The sequence below is a fragment of the Burkholderia sp. A2 genome (genome assembly GCF_001729305.1).
GTDB lineage: Bacteria > Pseudomonadota > Gammaproteobacteria > Burkholderiales > Burkholderiaceae > Burkholderia > Burkholderia sola.
In genome coordinates this window covers 261,312-282,802 of sequence record NZ_LZXX01000081.1, presented here as the reverse complement: position 1 = coordinate 282,802, position 21,491 = coordinate 261,312, and the positions used below count along the sequence as shown (strand labels likewise).

At 66.9% G+C, this 21,491-nt stretch carries 21 protein-coding genes and 1 pseudogene; 11 read left to right on the top strand and 11 right to left on the bottom strand.

Annotation, left to right across the window (positions count from 1 at the left end):
* Nucleotide 1: 1 nt before the first annotated feature.
* Together pqqE and A9Z05_RS07155 are read left to right on the top strand one after the other, a co-directional pair.
* A complete protein-coding gene (pqqE, locus tag A9Z05_RS07160; RefSeq protein WP_069617472.1) occupies nt 2-1,141 on the top strand; it encodes a pyrroloquinoline quinone biosynthesis protein PqqE in 1,140 nt (379 codons plus the stop codon).
* Complete coding sequence (locus A9Z05_RS07155; RefSeq protein ID WP_176730166.1) at nt 1,129-1,377, top strand: TonB family protein; 249 nt, start codon at nt 1,129-1,131, stop codon at nt 1,375-1,377. Before pqqE ends, A9Z05_RS07155 begins: the two co-directional genes overlap by 13 nt.
* Nucleotides 1,378-1,395: 18 nt before the next feature.
* Here the strand turns inward: A9Z05_RS07155 and A9Z05_RS07150 are convergent, their stop codons facing one another.
* Entirely contained in the window at nt 1,396-1,734 is a 339-nt protein-coding gene (locus tag A9Z05_RS07150) for a helix-turn-helix transcriptional regulator (RefSeq protein ID WP_069617470.1), read from the bottom strand.
* Between the two features lie 78 nt (nt 1,735-1,812).
* On the opposite strand from A9Z05_RS07150, the gene A9Z05_RS07145 reads away from it, so the two are divergent.
* Together A9Z05_RS07145 and A9Z05_RS07140 are read left to right on the top strand one after the other, a co-directional pair.
* Nucleotides 1,813-2,712: a hypothetical protein gene (locus tag A9Z05_RS07145; RefSeq protein ID WP_069617469.1), complete on the top strand. Its 900-nt coding sequence runs from the start codon at nt 1,813-1,815 to the stop codon at nt 2,710-2,712.
* Nucleotides 2,713-2,919: 207 nt separating this feature from the next.
* Nucleotides 2,920-3,156, top strand: coding sequence for a hypothetical protein (locus tag A9Z05_RS07140; protein WP_069617468.1), 237 nt, complete (start codon nt 2,920-2,922; stop codon nt 3,154-3,156).
* A 153-nt stretch (nt 3,157-3,309) separates the two neighbouring features.
* Here the strand turns inward: A9Z05_RS07140 and A9Z05_RS07135 are convergent, their stop codons facing one another.
* The 4 genes and pseudogenes from A9Z05_RS07135 to A9Z05_RS07125 form a co-directional block, all read right to left on the bottom strand.
* Nucleotides 3,310-4,185 (bottom strand): alpha/beta hydrolase family protein, encoded by an 876-nt coding sequence (locus tag A9Z05_RS07135; protein WP_176730169.1) that lies wholly within the window; start codon nt 4,183-4,185, stop codon nt 3,310-3,312.
* 180 nt (nt 4,186-4,365) lie between these two features.
* Nucleotides 4,366-4,517, bottom strand: a pseudogene (locus A9Z05_RS38355) (alpha/beta hydrolase); the annotation flags it as partial.
* On the bottom strand, nt 4,514-5,320 hold the full coding sequence (locus A9Z05_RS07130) for a DinB family protein (protein ID WP_069617466.1): 807 nt from the start codon (nt 5,318-5,320) through the stop codon (nt 4,514-4,516). The gene A9Z05_RS07130 and the pseudogene A9Z05_RS38355, both read right to left, overlap by 4 nt.
* Nucleotides 5,321-5,432: 112 nt before the next feature.
* Nucleotides 5,433-5,864 carry a YciI family protein gene (locus A9Z05_RS07125; protein WP_069617465.1) on the bottom strand — a complete coding sequence of 144 codons (432 nt, stop codon included), beginning with the start codon at nt 5,862-5,864 and terminating at the stop codon, nt 5,433-5,435.
* 215 nt (nt 5,865-6,079) lie between these two features.
* Here A9Z05_RS07125 and A9Z05_RS07120 point away from each other — a divergent pair, with 215 nt between their 5' ends.
* Nucleotides 6,080-6,310 (top strand): hypothetical protein, encoded by a 231-nt coding sequence (locus A9Z05_RS07120; protein WP_050012270.1) that lies wholly within the window; start codon nt 6,080-6,082, stop codon nt 6,308-6,310.
* A gap of 189 nt (nt 6,311-6,499) precedes the next feature.
* Here the strand turns inward: A9Z05_RS07120 and A9Z05_RS07115 are convergent, their stop codons facing one another.
* From A9Z05_RS07115 to A9Z05_RS07105, 3 genes are all read right to left on the bottom strand, one after another.
* Nucleotides 6,500-7,924 (bottom strand): MFS transporter, encoded by a 1,425-nt coding sequence (locus A9Z05_RS07115; RefSeq protein WP_069617464.1) that lies wholly within the window; start codon nt 7,922-7,924, stop codon nt 6,500-6,502.
* A gap of 161 nt (nt 7,925-8,085) precedes the next feature.
* A complete protein-coding gene (locus A9Z05_RS07110; RefSeq protein ID WP_069617463.1) occupies nt 8,086-8,847 on the bottom strand; it encodes an ABC transporter permease in 762 nt (253 codons plus the stop codon).
* Between the two features lie 3 nt (nt 8,848-8,850).
* Nucleotides 8,851-9,795, bottom strand: a complete 945-nt coding sequence (locus A9Z05_RS07105; protein WP_027781348.1) for an ABC transporter ATP-binding protein — start codon at nt 9,793-9,795, stop codon at nt 8,851-8,853.
* Between the two features lie 424 nt (nt 9,796-10,219).
* Here A9Z05_RS07105 and A9Z05_RS07100 point away from each other — a divergent pair, with 424 nt between their 5' ends.
* The 6 genes from A9Z05_RS07100 (at nt 10,220) to A9Z05_RS07075 (ending at nt 16,947) form a co-directional block, all read left to right on the top strand.
* Nucleotides 10,220-10,516 carry a cupin domain-containing protein gene (locus A9Z05_RS07100; protein ID WP_069617462.1) on the top strand — a complete coding sequence of 99 codons (297 nt, stop codon included), beginning with the start codon at nt 10,220-10,222 and terminating at the stop codon, nt 10,514-10,516.
* 643 nt (nt 10,517-11,159) lie between these two features.
* A complete protein-coding gene (locus A9Z05_RS07095) occupies nt 11,160-12,764 on the top strand; it encodes a DUF2957 domain-containing protein (protein WP_069617461.1) in 1,605 nt (534 codons plus the stop codon).
* A 71-nt stretch (nt 12,765-12,835) separates the two neighbouring features.
* On the top strand, nt 12,836-14,089 hold the full coding sequence (locus A9Z05_RS07090; protein WP_069617460.1) for a DUF2957 domain-containing protein: 1,254 nt from the start codon (nt 12,836-12,838) through the stop codon (nt 14,087-14,089).
* Between the two features lie 73 nt (nt 14,090-14,162).
* Nucleotides 14,163-14,987 carry an OmpW family protein gene (locus A9Z05_RS07085; RefSeq protein ID WP_069617459.1) on the top strand — a complete coding sequence of 275 codons (825 nt, stop codon included), beginning with the start codon at nt 14,163-14,165 and terminating at the stop codon, nt 14,985-14,987.
* Nucleotides 14,988-15,108: 121 nt separating this feature from the next.
* Nucleotides 15,109-15,612, top strand: a complete 504-nt coding sequence (locus A9Z05_RS07080) for an activator protein (protein WP_069617458.1) — start codon at nt 15,109-15,111, stop codon at nt 15,610-15,612.
* 231 nt (nt 15,613-15,843) lie between these two features.
* On the top strand, nt 15,844-16,947 hold the full coding sequence (locus tag A9Z05_RS07075) for a hypothetical protein (RefSeq protein ID WP_069617457.1): 1,104 nt from the start codon (nt 15,844-15,846) through the stop codon (nt 16,945-16,947).
* 71 nt (nt 16,948-17,018) lie between these two features.
* Here the strand turns inward: A9Z05_RS07075 and betA are convergent, their stop codons facing one another.
* From betA to betI, 3 genes are read right to left on the bottom strand one after another with little or no spacing between them, the layout of a single operon-like run.
* Nucleotides 17,019-18,719 carry a choline dehydrogenase gene (gene betA, locus A9Z05_RS07070; protein WP_069617456.1) on the bottom strand — a complete coding sequence of 567 codons (1,701 nt, stop codon included), beginning with the start codon at nt 18,717-18,719 and terminating at the stop codon, nt 17,019-17,021.
* A gap of 16 nt (nt 18,720-18,735) precedes the next feature.
* Nucleotides 18,736-20,205, bottom strand: a complete 1,470-nt coding sequence (betB, locus tag A9Z05_RS07065; RefSeq protein ID WP_069617455.1) for a betaine-aldehyde dehydrogenase — start codon at nt 20,203-20,205, stop codon at nt 18,736-18,738.
* A 32-nt stretch (nt 20,206-20,237) separates the two neighbouring features.
* On the bottom strand, nt 20,238-20,822 hold the full coding sequence (gene betI / locus A9Z05_RS07060; protein WP_069617454.1) for a transcriptional regulator BetI: 585 nt from the start codon (nt 20,820-20,822) through the stop codon (nt 20,238-20,240).
* Nucleotides 20,823-21,491 lie beyond the last annotated feature (669 nt).

Sequence of the window (21,491 nt, the reverse complement as noted above, 5' to 3'; positions counted from 1 at the left end):
CATGACACCCGACACGCCCCGTCCGTCCGCGCCGCTGTGGCTGCTCGCGGAACTCACGTACCGCTGCCCGCTGCACTGCGCGTTCTGCTACAACCCGGTCGACTTCGCGACGCACGGCGCGGAGCTCGACACCGACGCGTGGCGCACGGTCATCAGCGAGGCACGCGCGCTCGGCGCCGCGCAAATCGGCTTCTCGGGCGGCGAGCCGCTGCAGCGCGGCGACCTCGAGACGCTCGTCGCGCATGCGCGCGGGCTCGGCTTCTATACGAACCTGATCACGTCGGGCATCGGGCTGAACGTCGCGCGCATCGAGCGGCTCAAGGCCGCCGGGCTCGACCACATCCAGTTGTCGCTGCAGGATTCGACGCGCGAGCTGAACGATTTCCTGACCAGCACGCGCACGTTCGAACTGAAGCGCGACGTCGCGCGGCTGATCAAGGCGCACGGCTACCCGATGGTGCTCAACTGCGTGCTGCATCGCTACAACCTGCCGCACGTGGGGCAGATCATCGAGATGGCGCTCGATCTCGGCGCCGATTACCTGGAACTCGCGAATACGCAGTACTACGGTTGGGCGATGCTCAATCGCGACCAACTGATGCCGACGGTCGAGCAGGTGCGCGAGGCCGAGGAAACGGTCAACCGCTATCGCAAGCTGGTCGGCGAGCGCTGCAAGATCCTGTTTGTCGTGCCCGACTATTTCGAGCGCCGCCCGAAGGCGTGCATGAACGGCTGGGGCTCGGTGTTCCTCGGCGTCGCGCCGGACGGCACCGCGCTGCCGTGCCATGCCGCGCGGTCGCTGCCGGGGCTCGCGCTGCCGAACGTGCGCGACCGGTCGCTGCGGGAAATCTGGTACGACAGCGATGCGTTCAACGCGTTTCGCGGCGACGACTGGATGCGCGAGCCGTGTCGCACGTGCGACGAGCGGCATGCGGATCACGGCGGTTGCCGGTGTCAGGCCTACCTGCTGGCCGGCGATCCGAAGGAGGCCGATCCGGTGTGCGCGAAATCCGCCCATCACGGGCAGGTCGAACAGGCCGTGCAGTTCGCGCGACGTCGCGCGCCGAGCGACGAACAGCCGCTGGTTTTCCGCAGCAAGGAGAATTCGCTCGCGCAATGCGGCGCGGCGTGCGACGGCTGACGGGGCGCCGCCAGGACGACGGCAGGGGCGAGCCCGGCACCGCGCTCGTCGAACTGGAAACCGATGCGGCTGGCCGGATGGTCGCCGCGCATGTCGTGACCGGCAGCGACTATCCGCGCCGCGATGTCGCGGCCCGCGATGCGGCGCTGGCGGGCCGCTGCGCGGCGCATGCAGAAAACGGCGCGCCGTCGCCGATGCGGGCGCGCGAGCCGATCACGTTCAATCTCGATGAATGACCGGGCACGTTGGCGACATCACCCGTCGTCCGCCTTCGCCTGCAAACCCTTCAGCCCCTGAATCACGACCAGCAGCGCGCGCCCGTGCTCGTCCGACCCGTCCCACGCGTCGACGATCGCGTCGCGCAGCAGATCGTTGTACCGGCGGCGCGACGGCTCGGTATCGACGCCATAGAAACTGCATAGCTTGTTGAATGGAGCGCTGCGGCGCAGCCGGTGCCCGTTCGACAGCCGAAGGCGCGATACGGTTGGCTGGCTGACCCCGGAAAGTCGCGCAATTTCGCTGGACGAGCGTGTGTCTGCCATCAAGCGGCGCAACAGGTCTTGAACGGGAAAATCTTGGTCCGGGGCTTCCATGCGATGCATTATACCTATACAGTTACGGCTGTTGAATGGGCTTGCTGTCAGCAGCGAGGCTGTATCCCGAGAAAGTTGATGACACTGAAACACCTCCCTCCCACGTTCTGCTGGACCAAGATCGGCGCCGAGTCCGGCGAGGAACTGCCGACCGTCGTGCTCCGCAAGGAATGGGAGCGCAGGCTCGGGGGCGGGCGTTTTCTGTGGGGCATCAACCAGCCGCTCGGCAGCAGCGCGCAAGTCGCCGCGCATCGCACGGGTTCGCTGCTCGCGTTGTTTTCGCCGGTCGCGTCGCGTCCGCGCGCGGGCGAGCGCAAGGACGCGCTGTTGTGGAATGCGTGGGTCGACGCAAGCGGTCAGGTGCGGCCGTTGCCGCCGCACACGTTCATCGCCAGCCGCTCGACGTTGCCGTCGGGCCGGCGTCGCGAGCAGCACTACGCGCTCGTGTGCGCGTCGTCCACCGCGCTGACGGTCGGCACGCAGTTGCGCGTGTTTCCCGACCATCTTCGCAGCGTGAGCACGGGCAGGCCGCTGGGCGCCGCGCAGGGCGCGGCCGTGGTCGACTGCATCGGGCGTGCGAAGGAGCAGACGGGCAAGAGCTATCCGCTCGCGCTGTCGGTCGAGCTCGAGGCGCCGTATTTCGTGCGGCTCGCGCAGCCGTGCGTGCTGAAGGCGCGCGATCTCGCGGAAGTGAACAAGGCCACGCGCGCGGGCGATTTCGATCGCTTCGTCGAGCTGGTCGCGCGCTTGCGCGGCCGTTCGCCGACGGACGCCGTGCGCGGCGTCACGCGCGACCTGTTCGACGTGCCGCCGATCGAAACGGCGGCTGCGTACGTGGCGCCCACGCATGTCGCGCGCCTGCGCAACCGGCCGGCGGCCGAGCATCCGCGCGATCTCACCGGCGATCTGTTCGACCTGTCGCCGGGCGAGGCGGCCGCGTTTGCCGGGCTGGCGCATCCGCGCATCGGGCGCGCGTGACGCCGGGTGCGATGTCGTTCGCGCAAGAATTTGTTGCAATCTCGCCGTAGCGGATCGTCGAGCGCGGAGCGACAATCGGCACGAAGCGCGCGGTGCGGCGGCCGATGCGTCGACGCGCGACGGGCCGTGGTTCACGCCGCCGACATGCGTACCACGCACACTGAGCGTCGGCGTGCTTCACACTGCAATCCTGACGGAGGAGTGTCGATGTCGACCCAGACCCACATCTGTTCGCCGGAAGCACGGGCCGCACAACGCTTCGTCGAAGCCACGCGCAACGTCGATCAGGCGTTTCGCGCGGTGCGCGGCGAAAGCGACGACGACGGCTCGTCGGCCGAATACGCACGCGCGATGTCGCGTCTCGATCGCGCGCTCGACGAGCTGGCGCGTGCACAGGAATTCTTCGATCGCGTCGTCGGCGCGGACGCCGCGCACGGCAACTGACGGCTTCGTCGTTTCTCTTTTTCGCACATCGGGCGACGCGCATTCGTCTTTCGGCCAGGCGCGCTGCCCGGCCGGTTCATCATTCCGTTTCGATTGTCGACGCGAGGCCGTGCGGCCCTCAACCGGATCGGCGCGTTGAGCGTCAGCCGCGCATCAGCCCGCGCGCGTCGTGCCCGCTGCCGGCGGCGCGGCACGGTACGCGTAGCCGCGATGCTGGAACGACGTCGCGAAGAACCGCATCTGGTAGCGGATCGCATTCGCCCAGTAATCCCAGGTATGGCCGCCCGGCCGCTCCGCATAGTCGTGCGGCACGCCGAGCGCGACGAGCCGTTCGTGCAGCGTGCGGTTCGAGTCGACGAATGCATCGTCGCGGCCGCAATCGATCGTCAGGTCGAGATGGGCGCGCACGAACGCCCGCGCGCTTTCGACGATCACGTTGCGGTTCCAGAACGACGGATGGCGATCGGGATCGCCGAACACGTGGGCGATCCCCGGCTCGCCCGTGCAGCAGCGCGGATCGACCGCGCCGCTGATGCTGCCGACCGCGCCGAACGTGTCGGGCCGGTCGAGCGCGATGCGCAGTGCGCCGAAGCCACCCATGCTGAGGCCGGTGATCGCGCGCGCATGCTGGGTGGCGATCGTGCGGAAATGCAGGTCGACATAGGACACGACTTCATCGCCGACGAAGGTCTCGTAGCGGCTGCCCGAATCGAACGGGCTGTCGATGTACCAGCTTTCATGTCCGCCGTCGGGCATCACGAGGATCACGCGATAGCGGTCGGCCAGCGCGGCGATGTGCGTGTTCGACGTCCAGTCGGTATGGTCGCCGCCCGAGCCGTGCAGCAGGTAGACGACGGGGTAGCGCTCGCCGCGGTTGTCGCGCGCGTAATCGTCGGGCAGCACGATGGTGGCCTTCAGCGTTTCGCTCATCGCGGCGCTCGGAATCGCGACGACCCGCGCATGAAAGGCGAACGCAGGGCTCGTGACGGCGAGCAGCAGTAGCAGCCAGAAAGTACGTGCCAGGTTCATCGATCCTTGCATGTGTCGATCCAGTCCGGGGCGGGGGGGCCGGGAAAACCCTGTTTCGACGACTTTAGCAATCGCGCCTTTCAACCATATTTCGATAAACCCTACGGGTTGTCAGCCGGACGGCTTGCATCCGATGCGCGCGACGGCGGCGCGCAACGCATCGGGCCGCTCGGTCGCGATCAGGTGCGCGCAACCGGTGATCGTGTCGGGCGGCGTGGCGCGATGTGCGCCGTAGTCGAGCAGATCGGGCGCAGATGCGGGCCGTTCCATCCGCGCACGTCGAACGTGCCGATGAAACCGTGAATGAAGACGACGGGCGCGGGCGGGATCATGCGGCCGCCGCTGAAGGCAGGGGCGGCAATTCGAGCTCGGCGAGCAGTTCGTCGAGTTCGAGCACGTGCGTGCGGTCGTGATCGAGCAGTTCGCGCACGAGTTCGTCGAGCGACATGCGGCGGATGCCGTCGCGCAGCCCGCAGCGCGCGAGTTGGGCCGGCTCCAGCGCGGCCGCGGTGGCGCACAGCGCGGCGCGCCCGCTGCCGAATGCCGCGACGGCGAGATCGAGCGGCTGGGCGAGATAGTCGCGTTGCGCGGCGAGCGCGGTGCCGTCGACGGATTCGATCACGGGAAGCTCGGCCGTGCGCACGGCGTCGATACGCGCGGCGAACACCGCATCGAGATCGCGCAGGTGGCACGCATGTTCGACGAGCGAGAAGCCGGTGCCGGCCGGGCGGCGCGTGGCCAGCGCGGCCGGTACGTGCGCGGCGTAAGCGGCGAGCCTCGCGGGCATGCGCGCCAGCGCGGCGACGACGTCGGCGAACGGCAGCCGGTGCGGGGATGCGCTGAACACCGCGCCATAGCTGAACAGCGCACCGCCGAGCCGCCCGCGCGGCTGCGCGACTTCATGGCCGTGGCGGCGCATGACTTCCGCGACCATCGCGCCGCAGAACTGGCGGGCCGTCGTGTCGGCTTCGATTTCGGGGAATTTGCGCGCGATCTCGTCCTGGATCGCGCCGATCGCGGCGACACCGACGCGCGACAGCGCCGCGAACTCGAGATAGCGTTCGGGCTGTTCGATCAGCGCTTCGAGTTGGGCGCCGAGCGGGGTCAAGCGGAAACGGTCGAAACGGGAATGCATGTCGAAACCCTGTCTTGTAACGTATCAAAACGATACGTTACTAAGCGGGGCCTCGTCAACCGGCCCGTCCGGGCACCCCGCGGGCCCCGCCCGCGCCGCCCGGTTGCCCCGCTCAGCGCGTCTGCCGCGCGTCGATTTCCGCGAGGATGCGCGCTTCCTGCGCCTGAAGCTCGGGCGTAAACGCGTCGCCGAATTCGTCGAGTTCGTACAGCGGGCGGATCTCGATGTCGGAGTCGCCGGGCATCGGGTTCGGGCAGCGCCTCACCCACTCGACGGCTTCCTCCATCGATTTGACCTGCCACAGCCAGTAGCCGGCGACGAGCTCCTTCGTTTCGGCGAACGGGCCGTCGACGACCGTGCGGTTCTTGCCGGAAAAGTGCACGCGCTTGCCGCGGCTGCTCGGGTGCAACCCGTCGGCGGCGAGCAGGACGCCCGCTTTCACGAGTTCCTCGTTGAACTGGCCCATCGCGGCCAGCATGTCGGTGTCGGGCAGCCGGCCGGATTCGGAATCGGCGGTGGCCTTGACGATGACCATGACGCGCATTGTCGTCTCTCCTTGAAAGGGAACTGGGCGTTTGCCGACGGTGCGACGGCAAAACGATCGGTTACGACAACACGACGCGCGACGGCGACGCAAATCGACATCGCGGGCGAGAAATTTTCACGCGCGATCGAGTCGGTGCGCCGCGCGGCCGCTGTCACGGAGCGCATCGGCAAAACTGGTATGCTGATCCGCATCACGTGCACGCGGAGGGCGCCATGGCTGCTAAGGAAGTCTCGAAGAAGAAGTACCTGAAAATCCTGAACAAACGCCTGCGCGCGGAGCCGGCGGCCCCGGCCGGCGCGTCGTTCGTTTTTTTCCCGCTGGGCGCGAAGGCGAAGCACGCGACGGGCGTCGTGTCCGGCGACACGCGCAGCAAGCGCGAACTGGCCGTGATGGCCGCGGTCCAGCGCAAGGCGGCTGAAGAGTTCGTGGTCGCCGACGCCTGACGGGCGCCGCTGTACCCGTGCCGGATGAGCGCCGCCGCGGCTTACTCGGCGGCGGCTTCGCACCGGGCGATCCGCCGGCGAGCACGCAGGGAATGTCATGCGCGATCGCCGGGCTGTGCATCGGCAGGATGAGGGCGAGATCGAGCGCCTGGATCCGGCCCGAAACGGCTTGAAAACCCCGCCCGGCGATCAGGACGCCTCGTCCGCCGCCGCCGCCGGATACCGGCCGTTACGGCCCGCTTCGTCGCCTGCCGCCAGTTGCTCCAGCGCGAGCCCCTTCGTCTCGATCCCGAGCGTCCACACGGCGATTGCCGCCGCGACGAACGACAGCGCGCCGAGCGTGAACACGCCACCCTGACCGAATACCGGCAAGACCACGCCGACCACGTAAGGCCCGATCAGCGAGCCGATCCGACCGATTGCAGACGCGAAGCCCGAACCCGTCGCGCGTGCGCCGGTGCCGTACAGCTCGGGCGTGTACGTGTACAGCGCCGCCCACATCCCGAACAGGAAGAACTGCATCGCGAGGCCCGTGACGATCAGCAGCGTCGTGCTGCCGCCGTACAGCGCGCTCTGGCCGTACGCGTACGCCATCGCGCCGCCGCCGATCAGCGACGCGATGCAGGTCGGCTTGCGTCCCCAACGCTCGACGAGCCACGCGGCGCACAGGAAGCCCGGCACGCCGCCGAGCGAGATCAGCACCGTGTAAAACACCGATTTCGTGACTTCGAAGCCGGCCTGCTGCAGCAGCGCGCCGAGCCACGACGTGAGGCCGTAGAAGCCGAGCAGCGCGAAGAACCACAGCAGCCACACCATCACCGTGCGGCGGCGGTACGCGCCGCTCCAGATCTCGCGCAGCGCGCCGCGGCCGCGCGCGGCGGCCGGTTCGGCAAGCCGCGACGGCGGCGGCAGCGTCGTGACGCCGGCCGAGCGCATCACCTTCGCCTCGATCGTGTGCATCACCGCGTCGGCTTGCGCGTGCCGGCCCGCATGTTCGAGCCAGCGCGGCGATTCCGGCACGATGCGGCGCACGACCAGCACGAACACGGCCGGAATCGCGAGCAGCGCGAACACGGTGCGCCAGCCGAACTGCGGCAGCACGAAATACGCGACGATGCCGGCCGTGATGAAGCCGAGCGGCCAGAAGCCGTCCATCAGCGCGATCAGGCGGCCGCGTTTCTCGGTCGGCACGAATTCGGACAGCAGCGTCTGCGCGACCGGAAACTCCATCCCCATCCCGATGCCGAGCAGCACGCGGTAGACGATCAGCGCGTCGACGCTCTGCGCGGTCGAGCACAGGTACGACGCGGCGCCCCACAGCACCATGCTCCACTGGAACACGGGCCGGCGGCCGAAGCGGTCGGCGAGCAGGCCGGCCACGGCCGCGCCGAGCACCATCCCGAAGAAGCTCGCGCTCGCGACGAGGCCGGCGGCGGCCGTCGACAGCCCGAACTCCTTGCGGATCGAGCCGAGCACGAACGTCATCGTGCCGAGATCGACCGAGTCGAAGAAGAACGCGATCGCGATGATGAAGAAGATCCGCTTGTGATAGCCGGAGAACGGCAGGCGTTCGAGCCGGGCGGCGGCGGAGGCGGGAGCGGTGGCGGCGGGCATGGCGTCCTCTGAAATGAAAAAGGGGCCGCGCAGCGCATGCTCGACGGCCCCGATGCTTCGTATTCAGTAGACGCGACCACAAACTGCCGCATCAGAGGAAAAGCGCCGCCTGCTTGCCCAAATGCGTCATCGTCAGGCGGCGCGCGTGACGCGCGCCGGCGTCAATTCCTCAGCTTGTATCCGGTGCGGAACATCCACGCGACGATCGCGAGCAGGATCACGAGGAACAGCGCGGTCGCGGCGAGGCTGATCCACACGTGCACGTCGGCGATCCCGTAGAACGACCAGCGGAAGCCGCTGATCAGGTAGACGATCGGGTTGAACAGCGTGACCACGCGCCATGCGGGCGGCAGCATGTCGACCGAGTAGAAGCTGCCGCCGAGGAACGTGAGCGGCGTGATGATCAATAGCGGCACGAGCTGCAGCTTCTCGAAGCTGTCGGCCCAGATGCCGATCACGAAGCCGAACAGGCTGAACGTGACGGCCGTCAGCACCAGGAACAGCACCATCCAGAACGGATGCAGGATATGCAGCGGCACGAACAGGCCGGCCGTGGCGAGGATGATCACGCCGAGCAGGATCGACTTCGACGCGGCCGCGCCGACGTACGCGATCACGATCTCCCAGTACGATACGGGCGCCGACAGGATCTCGTAGATCGTGCCGGTGAAGCGCGGGAAATAGATGCCGAACGACGCGTTCGAGATGCTCTGCGACAGCAGCGACAGCATCACGAGGCCCGGCACGATGAACGACCCGTAGCCGATGCCGTTCACGTCGCTGATGCGCGAGCCGATCGCGGAGCCGAACACGACGAAATACAGCGACGTCGAGATCACCGGCGCGATGATGCTCTGCATCAGCGTGCGGCGCGTGCGGGCCATTTCTGCGCGGTAGATCGCGCGGATTCCATGCCAGTTCATGCCTCAGGCTCCTTGCACGCCGTTGCGGCGGTTGTCGATCAGGCTGACGAAAATGTCCTCGAGCGAGCTCTGCGTCGTGTGCAGGTCGCGAAAGCCGATGCCGGCCGAGCCGAGCGCGTTGATCAGCTTCGCGATGCTCGCGTCGTCGCGCTGCGAGTCGTACGTATAGACGAGCGCGGCGCCGTCTTCCGCGCGTTCGAGCCCGAACGGCGCGAGCGCGGGCGGCACGTCGGCGAGCGGCTGCTCGAGCTGCACGGTGAGCTGTTTCTTGCCGAGCTTGCGCATCAGTTCGCGTTTTTCCTCGACGAGCACGAGCTCGCCGCCGAGGATGATGCCGATCCGGTCGGCCATTTCCTCCGCTTCCTCGATGTAGTGCGTGGTCAGCAGGATCGTCACGCCGCTTTCGCGCAGCGAATCGACGAGCTTCCACATGTCGCGGCGCAGCTCGACGTCGACGCCGGCCGTCGGTTCGTCGAGGAACAGGATGCGCGGCTCGTGCGACAGCGCCTTCGCGATCATCACGCGGCGCTTCATGCCGCCCGACAGCGTCATCAGCTTGTTGTCGCGCTTGTCCCACAGCGACAGCGCCTTCAGCGTCTTCTCGATGTACGCGGGGTCGGGCGCCTTGCCGAACAGGCCGCGGCTGAACGATACGGTGGCCCAGACGGTTTCGAACGCGTCGGTGGTCAGCTCCTGCGGCACGAGGCCGATCATTTCGCGGGCCGCGCGGTATTGATCGCGGATGTCGTGGCCGCCGACCGTCACGCGGCCTTCGGTCGGCGTGACGATGCCGCAGATCGAGCCGATCAGCGTCGTCTTGCCGGCGCCGTTCGGCCCGAGCAGCGCGAAGATCTCGCCGGGGCGGATGTCGAGGGTCACGTGCTTCAGCGCCTGGAAGCCGGACGCATAAGTCTTGGAAAGGTCGGAGACGGAAAGGATCGGTTGCATGCTCACGGATGGCACGGCCGGCCGGCGCGACGGCCGGCGCCGCGCGTGCCCGGCGCCGCCGCCGCTGCGCAGCGGCCGGGACCGGGGACGGCATGGCGAACGGGCGTCATGTCGAACGGTAGGGTGGTGCGGGATCGCGGGACCGCCATATTAGCAATCGGCAGATCGAAATGCATTCTGATGGAAAGGCTGGCGCGTACCGGTGCCGAATTTGCGTGAATTGCGGCGATATTGCTCAATGATTCGGTGCTTTATTTGAGTGACGCGAACAATTCCGGTTGTTTTCCGTCAATCGGCCCGCGCTCGCGTGGCCGCCCGGCCGGCTGGCCGACTGTGCCGCCCGCCGGCCCTCGCGCCGTACCGGGACGCCACGCGTGGCGCTCGCGATAATGCGTTCCTTTCCCGGCGATACGGAGCGGCGCGCATGTCTTTGATCGATTTGAAATCCGTGGCGCAGGCGCAGGCCTGCGCATGGCAATCCACGATCGTCGGCGAAGTCGGTCCGGCCCGGATCAAGGTGCTGCGCATGGATGCCCAGCCTTACGAAGCGGAAGTGCACGATTACAACGAGGGGTTGCTGGTGCTCGACGGCACGCTGATGCTCGAGGTCGAAGCGGAAACGGTCGTGGTCGGCGCCGGGCAGATGTATCTCGCGCGCGCCGGCACGCGCCACGCGGTGCTGCCCGGCAGCCACGGCACGCTCGCGATCATCGACGTGTGAGGTTGCGCCGCAGCATGCATGCTGGCCGCTGAAGGCCGGCCGGCTTGGCTCGGCGCGGATTCGCGGGACCGTTCAAACGCCTGTTTCACGCGGTGTTTATTTGTCTGAGCAAATAAAATGAAGGCCGTTTGAAAATCTGTTAAATACCGTATAAACGCTAGGATCGCGCGGTGCCCGTCGTTTGGAACTCTGCATCCATTTACTTGCGGGAATGGTCCGATCATAGTCTCGACACACGACGCATCACGAAAACGAATCAAGCGTACGTATGGAGACCAACATCATGAGACGCCTATCCGCCGGGCCGGCGGGACTGCCGCTTCCCGATTTTTCGCTGAATGCAGGCGCGACGCAGGTCGCATGCCTGCGCCGTCACCTCGCCGTGTAGCGGTAAGCCGTAGCGGCGAGCCGTAGCGGCTTGCCACTTTCCGTTTCGATCGCTCCGACGGCGCCGTGCCGCATGACGGTGCCGCGGGAGCGCGTTTGTCCGCCGCCGCCGCGTGTGCCGCATGTGCCCGACCGGCATCGCGGCGGTCCCGCGTGCAGCGTCATGCGCCGCGCATTCGTGCGGCGGCGCGATACCAACCGGCAGGCCATGCAGCCCGGCCGGACGAGACTTGTCGTACCTGAAAAGGAGGGGTTGATGATTTGCATTCCTGAATGGCGGAGGGCGATCCTGTCGTGCGCGGTGCTGATGCTGCCGTTCGTCGCCGGTTGCGGCGGCGGCGACGATCCGGGGCCGATCACCGTGCCGCAGTGCTCGGGCAGCGCATGCGGGCCGAGCGGCGCCGAAACGACGCCGCCGGTCGTGACGAAGCTGTGCCCGGACGCGCTCGATTACACGACGACGTATACGGGCGGCGCCGGCAGCGGCGAATACGTGAAGGTCAAGTTCGACACGACGAAGCTGACTTACCAGATGCAGTTCATCGACTCGTCGGTGCCGACCTCGGCAGGGCAGATCAACGACACGCGCGCGGGCCTGACGATCAGCGGCGCGTTCCATCATCCGACCAATCTCCCGACGGCCGAGCAGAATCGTTGTGCGTTCGTGCTCGACAGCGGCGCGACGAGCGACGGCGCGTATTCGGTGACGATCAATCGCGCCGATCCGCCGATGCTGTTCGTCGGCAACGGCGTGGTCGGCGGCGGAATTCCGGGCGCGACGATCGCGTTCCAGGGCATCGAACTCGCACCCGGCTTCTTCCTCGGCTCGGTGCCGTCGCGCACGTTCGACTTCTATCCGTTCATCGGCTTTACCGACACCGAAACGGACTTCACGAAGGTGGCCGGCGTGTACAACGAAGTCGGCATTCATCTGTCGCCGACCGGCACCACCTATCAGACCACCACGCCGCAGGGCTGGCAGCCGGACGTCGTGAACTGGAACCAGACGCTCAATGCGGACGGCTCCTGCACGATCACGCCAGGCAGCGACTACTCGTGTCAGACGACCGGTTCGCCGTGGACGTTGCGCAAGAATGCGGACGGTACGCCCGACAACGTATTCGTCAGCAATGCGCCATCCGGGCAGGCCTATCCGTCGGCAGGCCAGGGACAGCCGCTCGTGATCCTCGTGCCAAGCCAGGCGCACGGCGTGATGATCGTCGGCAAGCTGAACGGCGCGCTGGTGCCGGTCGTGATCCGCGTCGGGTATGCGTATGCGGCGCCGGGCAATCCGCTGGGCTCGGTGGCCGATGCGGAGGTCGGCATCTCGATGCTCGCGCCCGCCAAAGCCGTCGCGCCCAACGTGCTGAAGGGCGGGTTCATCGGTGCGACGAGTGCATCCGCGTGCGGCGTGGTGACCAACAACGGGCCGTCGAGCAGCGCGGCAGGCCAGGGGCCGAGCTTCAATCCGTTCGTTCCGCATCCGGACCTGCCCGGCACGTTCAACACGGCTTTCAATTACTTCACGCCGTCTGCCGGCAACTGCAGCGATGGCACCGCCGTGTCGACCATCGCGGCGAACTACACGTCGACGCTGTTCCAGGGCAATACCGCGGCGTTCATCGATCCGCAAACGTCGTCGCCGACCGCGCAGTTCGGGCTCGACTACACGCAGGTATCGCCCGGCAAGGTCAAGGTCACGGCCAACAGTGACTTCAACGCGAAGGGCGCGGCCGGCAACGTGGCGATCTTCAAGAAGGGCGATACGGGGTGGATCGTGACGGCCGGCAACGTCTACGCGATGGTCGTCAACAACAGCCAGGTCAACCCGTTCTTCACGGTCGGCGCGTTCGTCCAGTAACCCGGCATTGAACACGTAACGCCGGCGGCGCATGCGCCGCCGCCGGTGAACCGAATTTCAAGAGGATTCCTATGAATTTGAAGCATTGGATGGCCGCGGCATCGCTCGCACCCGTGCTGGCCGCATGCGGCGGCGACGGCGACCCGCCGCCCGCGCCGGTGGTCCGGCTGTGCCCGCAGACGATCGACTACAACACGGTATTCATTGGCGGTTCCGGATCGGGCGAGCTCGTGAAGGTGCAGCTCGACACGACGAAGATGACGTACCGGATGACCTACCTCGCGTCGCCGGTGCCGACCGCCGCGGGCACCGTGCAGCCGACCCGCGACACCGCGCCCGCGAACGTGGTCGACGGCACGCTGGCCGACGAGACGGGGCTGCCGACGGTGAAGCTGAACCAGTGCACGTTCCGGATGCAGAACGCGAGCCTCGACCCGAGCCGGCCCGCGCGGCTGTTCCTCGGCGAAGGCGTGCTCGGCGGCGCGATCCCCGGTGCGACGATCCAGTTCGACGGCGTGATCGGTGTCGGCAAGATCCCGAAGACGACGTTCCCGTACTACCCGTTCATCAGCTTCTCGTCGCTCGAAACCGACCTGACGAAGATCGCCGGCACGTACAACCAGCTCGGCTATCACCAGGTGCCGTCGCAGAACTTCCAGCCGGTGGCGCTCGACCAGAAGGTGACGATCAATGCGGACGGCAGCTATACGGAAACCGACAACTTCGGCAAGAAGAACGGCGGGCAGCCGCTCGCGTCGAGCGCGACCGTGAACCAGCCGTTCACGCTGCGTCCCGATGCGCCGGCATTTCAGTCGCTCAACTACCAGCCGCAGATTCCACCGACGCTCGCCGCGCTCGATCCGGCGAAGGCCGGCAAGGGAATCCTGATCGTCGGCAAGCTGCGCAACCAGCTCGTGCCGATCTTCATCCGTACCGGCGCCGCGAACGCGGACCTCACGCAAGGGCCGCCGAGCGCGGACGACGAATCGGGCATCTCGTTCCTGAGCCCGCAGATGGCGATCGCGCAGGGCTCGCAGAACGGCGAGTACACGGGCGTCGACAGCGCGTTCAACTACCGCGCAACCGCGCTCGTCGGCGCGCAGGCCACGCTGCTCGATCCGTTCAACGCGTCGCAGGCCGCGCTCACGCGCGCGCTGAACCTCGACTACACGCAAAAGGTGCCGGGTGTCGTGACGACCGTGCATGCGGACGCGGCGTCGGGGCCGGCGACCGGCAAGTTCGTGTTCACCGGCGGCGTGTTCGGGTTCCTCGACATGGCCGATACGAGCAACCCGTACTTCACGGTCGGTGCGTTCGTGCAGTGACCGCGTGTGGATGGAGACACGGCGGCGCCGCGCGCGAATGCGCGGCGCCCCGACAGAATGAGGGGGAGACTTCATGAAGAAGCTGATTGTCGCGGGTGTCGTCGCAGGCGTGTCGACGCTCGCATCGGCCCAGCAGGCGGGCGACAACGTCGCGACGCTGGGCTGGCTGCACATCATGCCGCAGGATTCGACCAACGGGCTGACGACGAATCTCGCGAGCATGCCGATCAACGGGCCGCTGCGCCTGCCCGGTTCGTTCACGTCGCCGGGCACGAGCCTGACGGTCAACAACGCCGATACGGTCGGCCTCACGCTCACGCACTTCTTCACCGATCACATCGCGGTGACGTCGGTGCTCGGCGTGCCGCCGGAATTCACGCTGACCGGGCACGGCGTGATCAAGCCGCCCGGACCGGCCGGCGCGCTCGGCAACGTCGACATGGACAAGTCCGCGAACCAGCCGGCAGTGAAGAACGCGCGGCAGTGGAGCCCGACGGTCATTCTGCAGTACTACTTCAATTCGCCGACGGCGAAGTTCCGCCCGTTCGTCGGGATCGGCGTGGCCTACAGCTGGTTCAGCAACATCGAACTGAACGGCAACTTCGCGAAGGACATCAACGAGAACCTCGGCAGCGTGCTCGCCGCCGGCGCCGGCAAGCCGGGGGCGACGTCGGTCGAGGGCAAGGCGTCGTCGTCGTTCACGCCGGTCTACAACGTCGGCGCGAGCTACGCGATCGACAAGCACTGGGGGCTTACGGCGACGCTGACGTACATGCCGCTGAAGACCTACTCGTCGCTGGTAATCAAGGCGGCCGACGGCTCGACGCTCGCGACCACGCGCACGCGGCTGAAGGCCGACCCGTTGATCACGTTCGTCGGGATTTCCTACAAGTTCTGAGCCGACCGGCGCGCATGACGCGTGCCGGCGGCTTCCTGCGACCGGCTGGCGGGATCGTTCCGGCCGGAAGGTCGCGTTCCTGGCGGCGTGCCGCCATTTGTGAAGAGAGGGGGCAGTTCAAATGAGCATTCGCAAAATCGTATCGCTTGTTGCTGCAGTGGCTTTCACCGCGGTTTCGGCCGCGCCTGCTTTCGCGGTCACCGTTTCGCGCGCGGACGGTCAGCCGATGAACCCGAACGGCGAGCCGTTCTCCGCATCGGGCCTCACGAACCTGAGCAAGGGGTCGATCACGGCGGGCTGTACCGCGACCTTCAACGGCACCATCACGTCGACCGGCATCGTCAACATCACGTCGACGACGTTCACGGGCGGCGCGACGTGCTCGCTGATCAGCGGCAGCGCGAGCAGCACGTCGCCGTGGACGGGGCAGGCCGACAGCACGACGCAGCTGTCGATCAACAACGTGAAGGTGAACGTCACGCTGCTCGGCGCGTGCGGGCCGAGCAAGGTCGTGACGGCGTGGAGCGATGCGAACTCGTCGCTGACGTTCAACAACGCGACGCTGACGCCGGACTGCACGGTGGGCGGCACGGTTCTGACGTCGCCGAAGTTCCACGTGCAGTAAGCGCCGCGCGATCGGAGCGGAACCCGCCGCGCGACGGCCGTGCGGCAAGCGCGGCGGGTTTTCGCGGCTTCGATGAGTTCGAGCCGTCGCGCGTATCGGCGCGGCGGCCGGTTGGCCCCCGTGTCGCGATCCGGTACGGGCGGCATGGCAGGGCGGCGCCGTTCATCCTGCGCCGCCCGATTCGATTGAAACATAACCAGATCAATTAGCCCGAACCATCCCGGACGACCCATGCTTACCGATCCAGCAAAGTATGGCGACGCCCGCGGCGCGACGCCCGACCGGCTGCGCACGGCCGCGTGGCTGCAGTACCTGATCGAGCATCTCGACGCGGCGGCTGGCGCCGGCGACCCGGCTGTCGTCGCGTCGCACGCGACACGTGTGGGGGCTGGCGCGAGTCTGTCCCGCGAAGTATCGGCCGTGCTTCACCGGCTGGTCCCGTGGATCGCAACGGACGGCGGCGGCTGCGCGTGCGATCCGGCCGACCCGCTCGGCGCATGCTCGCACGTGCCTTCCGCGCAGCAGCTCGCGGAAGCCGAACGTTGCTGCCCGGGCTCGCGCGCCGTATTCGACACCGCGCACGGCGTGATCGACGCGTGCGCATTCGACGATCCCGATGTCGGCTGGGCCGCGCTCGAACGGATTGCCGGTGGCGTCGAACGCGGCGGCGATGACGCGGGCGCATGCCCCGCGAACGAACCTGACGGGCCGCGTGAGACGCCGCCCGCGAAGAACCTGAGAGAAAGGCTGACCGCGGTCGCGGCAACGAGCACGGAAACGCCGGCCCGTCCCGGCGCCGTGATCGACGCGATCGTGCTGCGCGCCTGTGGCCCGCGCGACGCCGCCGCGCGTATCGACGAGATGACCGCGCTCGCGATGTTCTCCGCTGAATTGGCCCTCGGCCACGGCGTTTCCGTTCAGGCGTACGGCGGTCAGCACAATCTCGTCGCGCGCGCGATCCGCACGCATCGCGCCGATCTCGCATCGACGGACGGGTTGCTTGCCGCGCTCGCCGTGTGCCGGCTCGACCGGCTCGTCGATGCGGGCAGCTTCTGGGCCTACTACCTGTTGGCGGGCATCGCGATCGCCGCGCCGGATACGGTGCGGGGAATCGGCCGCGGGTTTCATGGCGACACATGGCAGACGTGGCTCGACCACGTGCTCGCGTGGCCGGCGGTCAGCCGCTTCGGGCCGACGGAGGATGCCGCGTTCGAGCGCCTGCGCGACGCGATGAGCCTGACGTCGCGCTGGAACCCGATCGTGCGCGGCAAGCGGAGGTGGGCGGGGGGCGTGTCGGCCGCCCGGCCACGCAGCGCAAACGAGCCGCCCCAATGAAACGCGGCTCGCGGCGAGAAGGCCGCGAGCCGCAGGGGGTATCGCGACGCCCCGTGCGGGCGCCGGATCGATCAGACCGTCTCGGGTTGCCGCACGGCCTTCGCGACGTTGCGCGCCGGTGCGCCGTTCGCGACGAAGTACGGCACGTCGACACGCGCGAGCGGCGTGCGGCCGCGGATCTTGTCGGCGATCTTCTCGGCGATCATGATCGTCGGCGCGTTCAGGTTGCCGGTCGTGATGATCGGCATGATCGACGCATCGACGACACGCAGCCCGTCGAGCCCGTGCACGCGGCCTTCTTCATCGACCACCGCCATGTCGTCGTAACCCATCTTGCACGAGCACGACGGATGGAACGCGGTTTCCGCGCGGGCGCGCACGAACGCGTCGAGTTCCTTGTCGCTCTTGCAATCGGCGCCCGGATTCAGCTCGCGGCCGCGATAGCGATCGAGCGCCGGCTGCCGCATGATCTCGCGCGTCGCGCGGATCGCATCGCGGAACTCGCGCCAGTCGAGCGCTTCGGCCATGTAGTTGAACAGGATGCTCGGATGGTCGTTCGGGTCGCGCGAGCGCAGCTTCACGCGGCCGCGGCTCGGCGAGCGCATCGAGCCGACGTGCGCCTGGAAGCCGTGCATCTCGATCGCGTTCGAGCCGTTGTAGTTGATCGCCACCGGCAGGAAGTGATACTGGATGTTCGGCCACAGATCGTCGTCGCGCGTGCGGATGAAGCCGCCCGCCTCGAAGTGGTTGCTCGCGCCGAGGCCCGTGCCGTTCAGCATCCATTCGAGGCCGATCTTCGGCTGGTTCCACCACTTGAGTGCCGGGTACAGCGACACCGGCTCCTTGCACTCGTACTGGATGTACATCTCCAGGTGGTCCTGCAGGTTCTGGCCGACGCCGGGCAAGTCGAGCACGACCGGAATGTCGAGCGCCTTCAGCCATGCGCCGGGGCCGACGCCCGAGCGCTGCAGCAGTTGCGGCGACGCGATCGCGCCGCTGCACACGAGCACTTCGCGGCGCGCATGCGCGGTCGCGCGCTCGCTGCCGCGCAGGTACGTGACGCCCGCCGCGCGCTTGCCGTCGAACAGGATGCGATCGGCGAGCGCATGCGTGACGATCTCGAGATTCGGTCGAGCCTTCGCTTGGTCCAGATAGCCGCGCGCGGTGCTCGCACGGCGGCCCTTCGGCGTGACGGTGCGATCCATCGGGCCGAAGCCTTCCTGCTGATAGCCGTTCAGGTCGTCGGTGCGCGGATAGCCGGCCTGCACGCCCGCATCGACCATCGCCTCGAACAGCGGGTTCGCGCCCGGTTTGCTGGTCGTGACCGACACGGGGCCGCTGCCGCCGTGATAGTCGTTCGGGCCGACGTCGCGCGTCTCGGCTTTCTTGAAGTACGGCAGGCAGTCGAGATACGTCCAGTTCTCGAGGCCCTTGTGCGTCGACCAGTTGTCGTAGTCGAGCGCGTTGCCGCGGATGTAGCACATCCCGTTGATCAGCGACGAGCCGCCGAGCCCCTTGCCGCGCCCGCACTCCATCCGGCGGTTGTCCATGTGCGGCTCGGGATCGGTCTCGTACGCCCAGTTGTAGCGGCGGCCCTGCAGCGGGTACGCGAGGGCGGCCGGCATCTGCGTGCGGAAGTCGAAGCGGTAGTCGGGGCCGCCCGCTTCGAGCAGCAGCACCGTGACGTCCGGATCTTCCGTCAGGCGCGTTGCGAGCACGTTGCCCGCGGAACCCGCGCCGCAGATGATGTAGTCGTATTCGCGTGTCGTCATGACGGATCTCCTAGTCTTAAAACACCGGGTTGTAGCGGCCGAGTTCGACCTGCACCGACTTGATTCGAGTGTAGTGCTCGAGCGTCGTGATGCCGTTCTCGCGTCCGACACCGGATTGCTTGTATCCGCCAACCGGCATTTCGGCTGGCGATTCGCCCCACGTGTTGATCCAGCAGATGCCGGCTTCGAGGCGATGGATCGTGCGGTGCGCGCGCGACAGGTTCTCGGTCACGACGCCGGCCGCGAGCCCGTAGTGCGTGTCGTTCGCACGGGCGATCACTTCGTCCTCCGATTCGAAATCGAGGATGCTCATCACCGGCCCGAAGATTTCCTCGCGCACGATCTTCATGTCGTCGCGGCAATCGCCGAACACGGTCGGCGCGACGTACTGGCCGTTGGCGAAGTGGCCGTCGGTCAGGCGCGTGCCGCCCGCGAGCAGCTTCGCGCCCTCGGCCTTGCCGCTTGCGATGAAACCGAGCACCTTGTCGAGCTGCGCGGCAGACACCAGCGGGCCGAAGTTGGTGTCGGCATCGGTCGGCTTGCCGACGCGGATGCGCTTCACGCGTTCGAGCACCTTCTGCGTGAACGCGTCCTTGATCGAGCGGTGCACGAACACGCGCGTGCCGTTCGTGCAGACCTGGCCCGAGCTGAAGAAGTTGGCGGTGACCGCGATGTCGGCCGCGCGGTCGAGGTCCGCATCGTCGAACACGATCAGCGGCGACTTGCCGCCGAGTTCCATCGTCACTTCCTTCAGCGACGACGCGCCGGCGAGCGACATCACCTTCTTGCCGGTTTCGACGCCGCCGGTGAACGACACCTTCGCGATGTCCGGATGGCCGCTGAGCAGTGCGCCGACCGAGCCGTCGCCCTGCACGACGTTGAACACGCCGGCCGGTACGCCGGCTTCCGTATAGATTTCCGCGAGCTTGAGCGCGGTGAGCGGCGTGACTTCGCTCGGCTTGAACACCATCGCGTTGCCGGCCGCGAGCGCGGGCGCCGTCTTCCAGCACGCGATCTGGATCGGGTAGTTCCATGCGCCGATGCCCGCGCACACGCCGAGCGGCTCGCGGCGCGTATACACGAACGACTCGGCGCGCAGCGGCACCTGCAGCCCTTCGATCGCGGTCGCGAGGCCCGCGTAGTACTCGATCACGTCCGCGCCGGTGACGATGTCGACCGCGAGCGTCTCGCCGATCGGCTTGCCGGTGTCGCGCGTTTCGATCGCCGCGAGTTCGTCGTTGCGCTCGCGCAGCAGGTCGACCGCGCGGCGCAGGATGCGCGAGCGCTGCATCGCGGTCATCGCGGCCCATTCGCGCTGGCCTTCCTGCGCGGACGCGACCGCGCGGTCGACGTCGGCCGCGCTCGCCTGCTGCACCTGCGCGAGCAGTTCGCCGGTGGCGGGATCGAAGGTGTCGAAAGTCTTGCCGCTGGTGGCGTCGACGTAACCGCCGCCGATGTAGAGGCGCTGCAAACCGTATACGGACATGAGAATCTCCTTGAGGGCGACTGCGTCGCGCGTCAGTCGGACGCGAGCAGCAGGTCGATGTAATCGTGGGCGAGCTTCAAAGCGGCCCGGGTGTCGATCGGGCCGCCGGCGAGTGCGCCGCGCAGCCACAGGCCGTCGATCAGCGCGGCGAGGCCGCTGGCGGCTTCGCGCGCCTTCGCGGGCGGCAACGCTTTCGCGAATTCGGCGCACAGGTTCGAATGCAGGCGCCGCGTGTTCACGTGCTGCAGGCGCTTGAGCATCGGGTCGTGCATGCTCTGCGACCAGAACGCGAGCCAGGTCTTCATCACCGGCGCGCTGACTTGCGTGACGTCGAAGTTCGCCGCGACGACCGCGCGCAGCCGCGAACGCGGGTCTTTTCGTGCGGCGACGCGGCGGCGCGTGGTGGCCGACCACAGGTCGCGCAGCACGTGCCGCATCGTCGCTTCGAGCAGGCCGTCCTTGTCGCCGAAGTAATGGCTGACGATGCCCGTCGAGATGTTCGCGCGTTGCGCGACCGATGCGAGCGTCGTGCCGGGCAGGCCCGCTTCGTCGATCGAGCGCAGCGTGGCATCGATCAACTGCGCGCGGCGTATCTCCCGCATTCCGACTTTCGGCATCGCGACTCCCTTCGCCCGGACGGGCCGTCATGGAAGTCGAGAGCTTAGCGGTTTTTTATTGATCGTTCAATCAACAAAAAATCGGGGCCGAACGGCGGGCTGCGTTCCAAACGGGAAGGATCGCCGCCGTCGGAGCCATGTGCAGGTGCGGAAAAACGAGTTGAAAGAAGATTAATAAAGTTTGAATCTGTTTAAAACGGTTCGTGAAAACATGATGCAATGCGAAGGACCATTTCGACGCTTGATTTCATTACAAATGGAAAGAATGTCGAAATATGAAAAATCATTCATGATGTGAAATCATAAAGTCGGATGGTGAAGGTGGGTGGTTTTGTATAAACCGTTTAAATTCGTCGATTTAAACCACGTAACTCATTGATAATAATGGATAAGTAATGATTTCTTGGCGATGATTCGGATTGCTCGCAAACGATTGCCATCGTCTTTTTGGAGATTCCGCATACCATAGAAATCGATAAATAAATTTGAATCTGCCGGATTTCCAGACCGAGTAGAGGGATTTTTGGAATGGCTTGAGTAAGTAATATCGACCGTATTAGTATGGCGCCGCACCACGAGGAATGAATGGCGCCGCCGGCAATTGCCGCGGTGCGTCGGCAATCGGCGCGTCCATCGACCGCGCACGGGGCCGACGCCAGCCATTGCGCA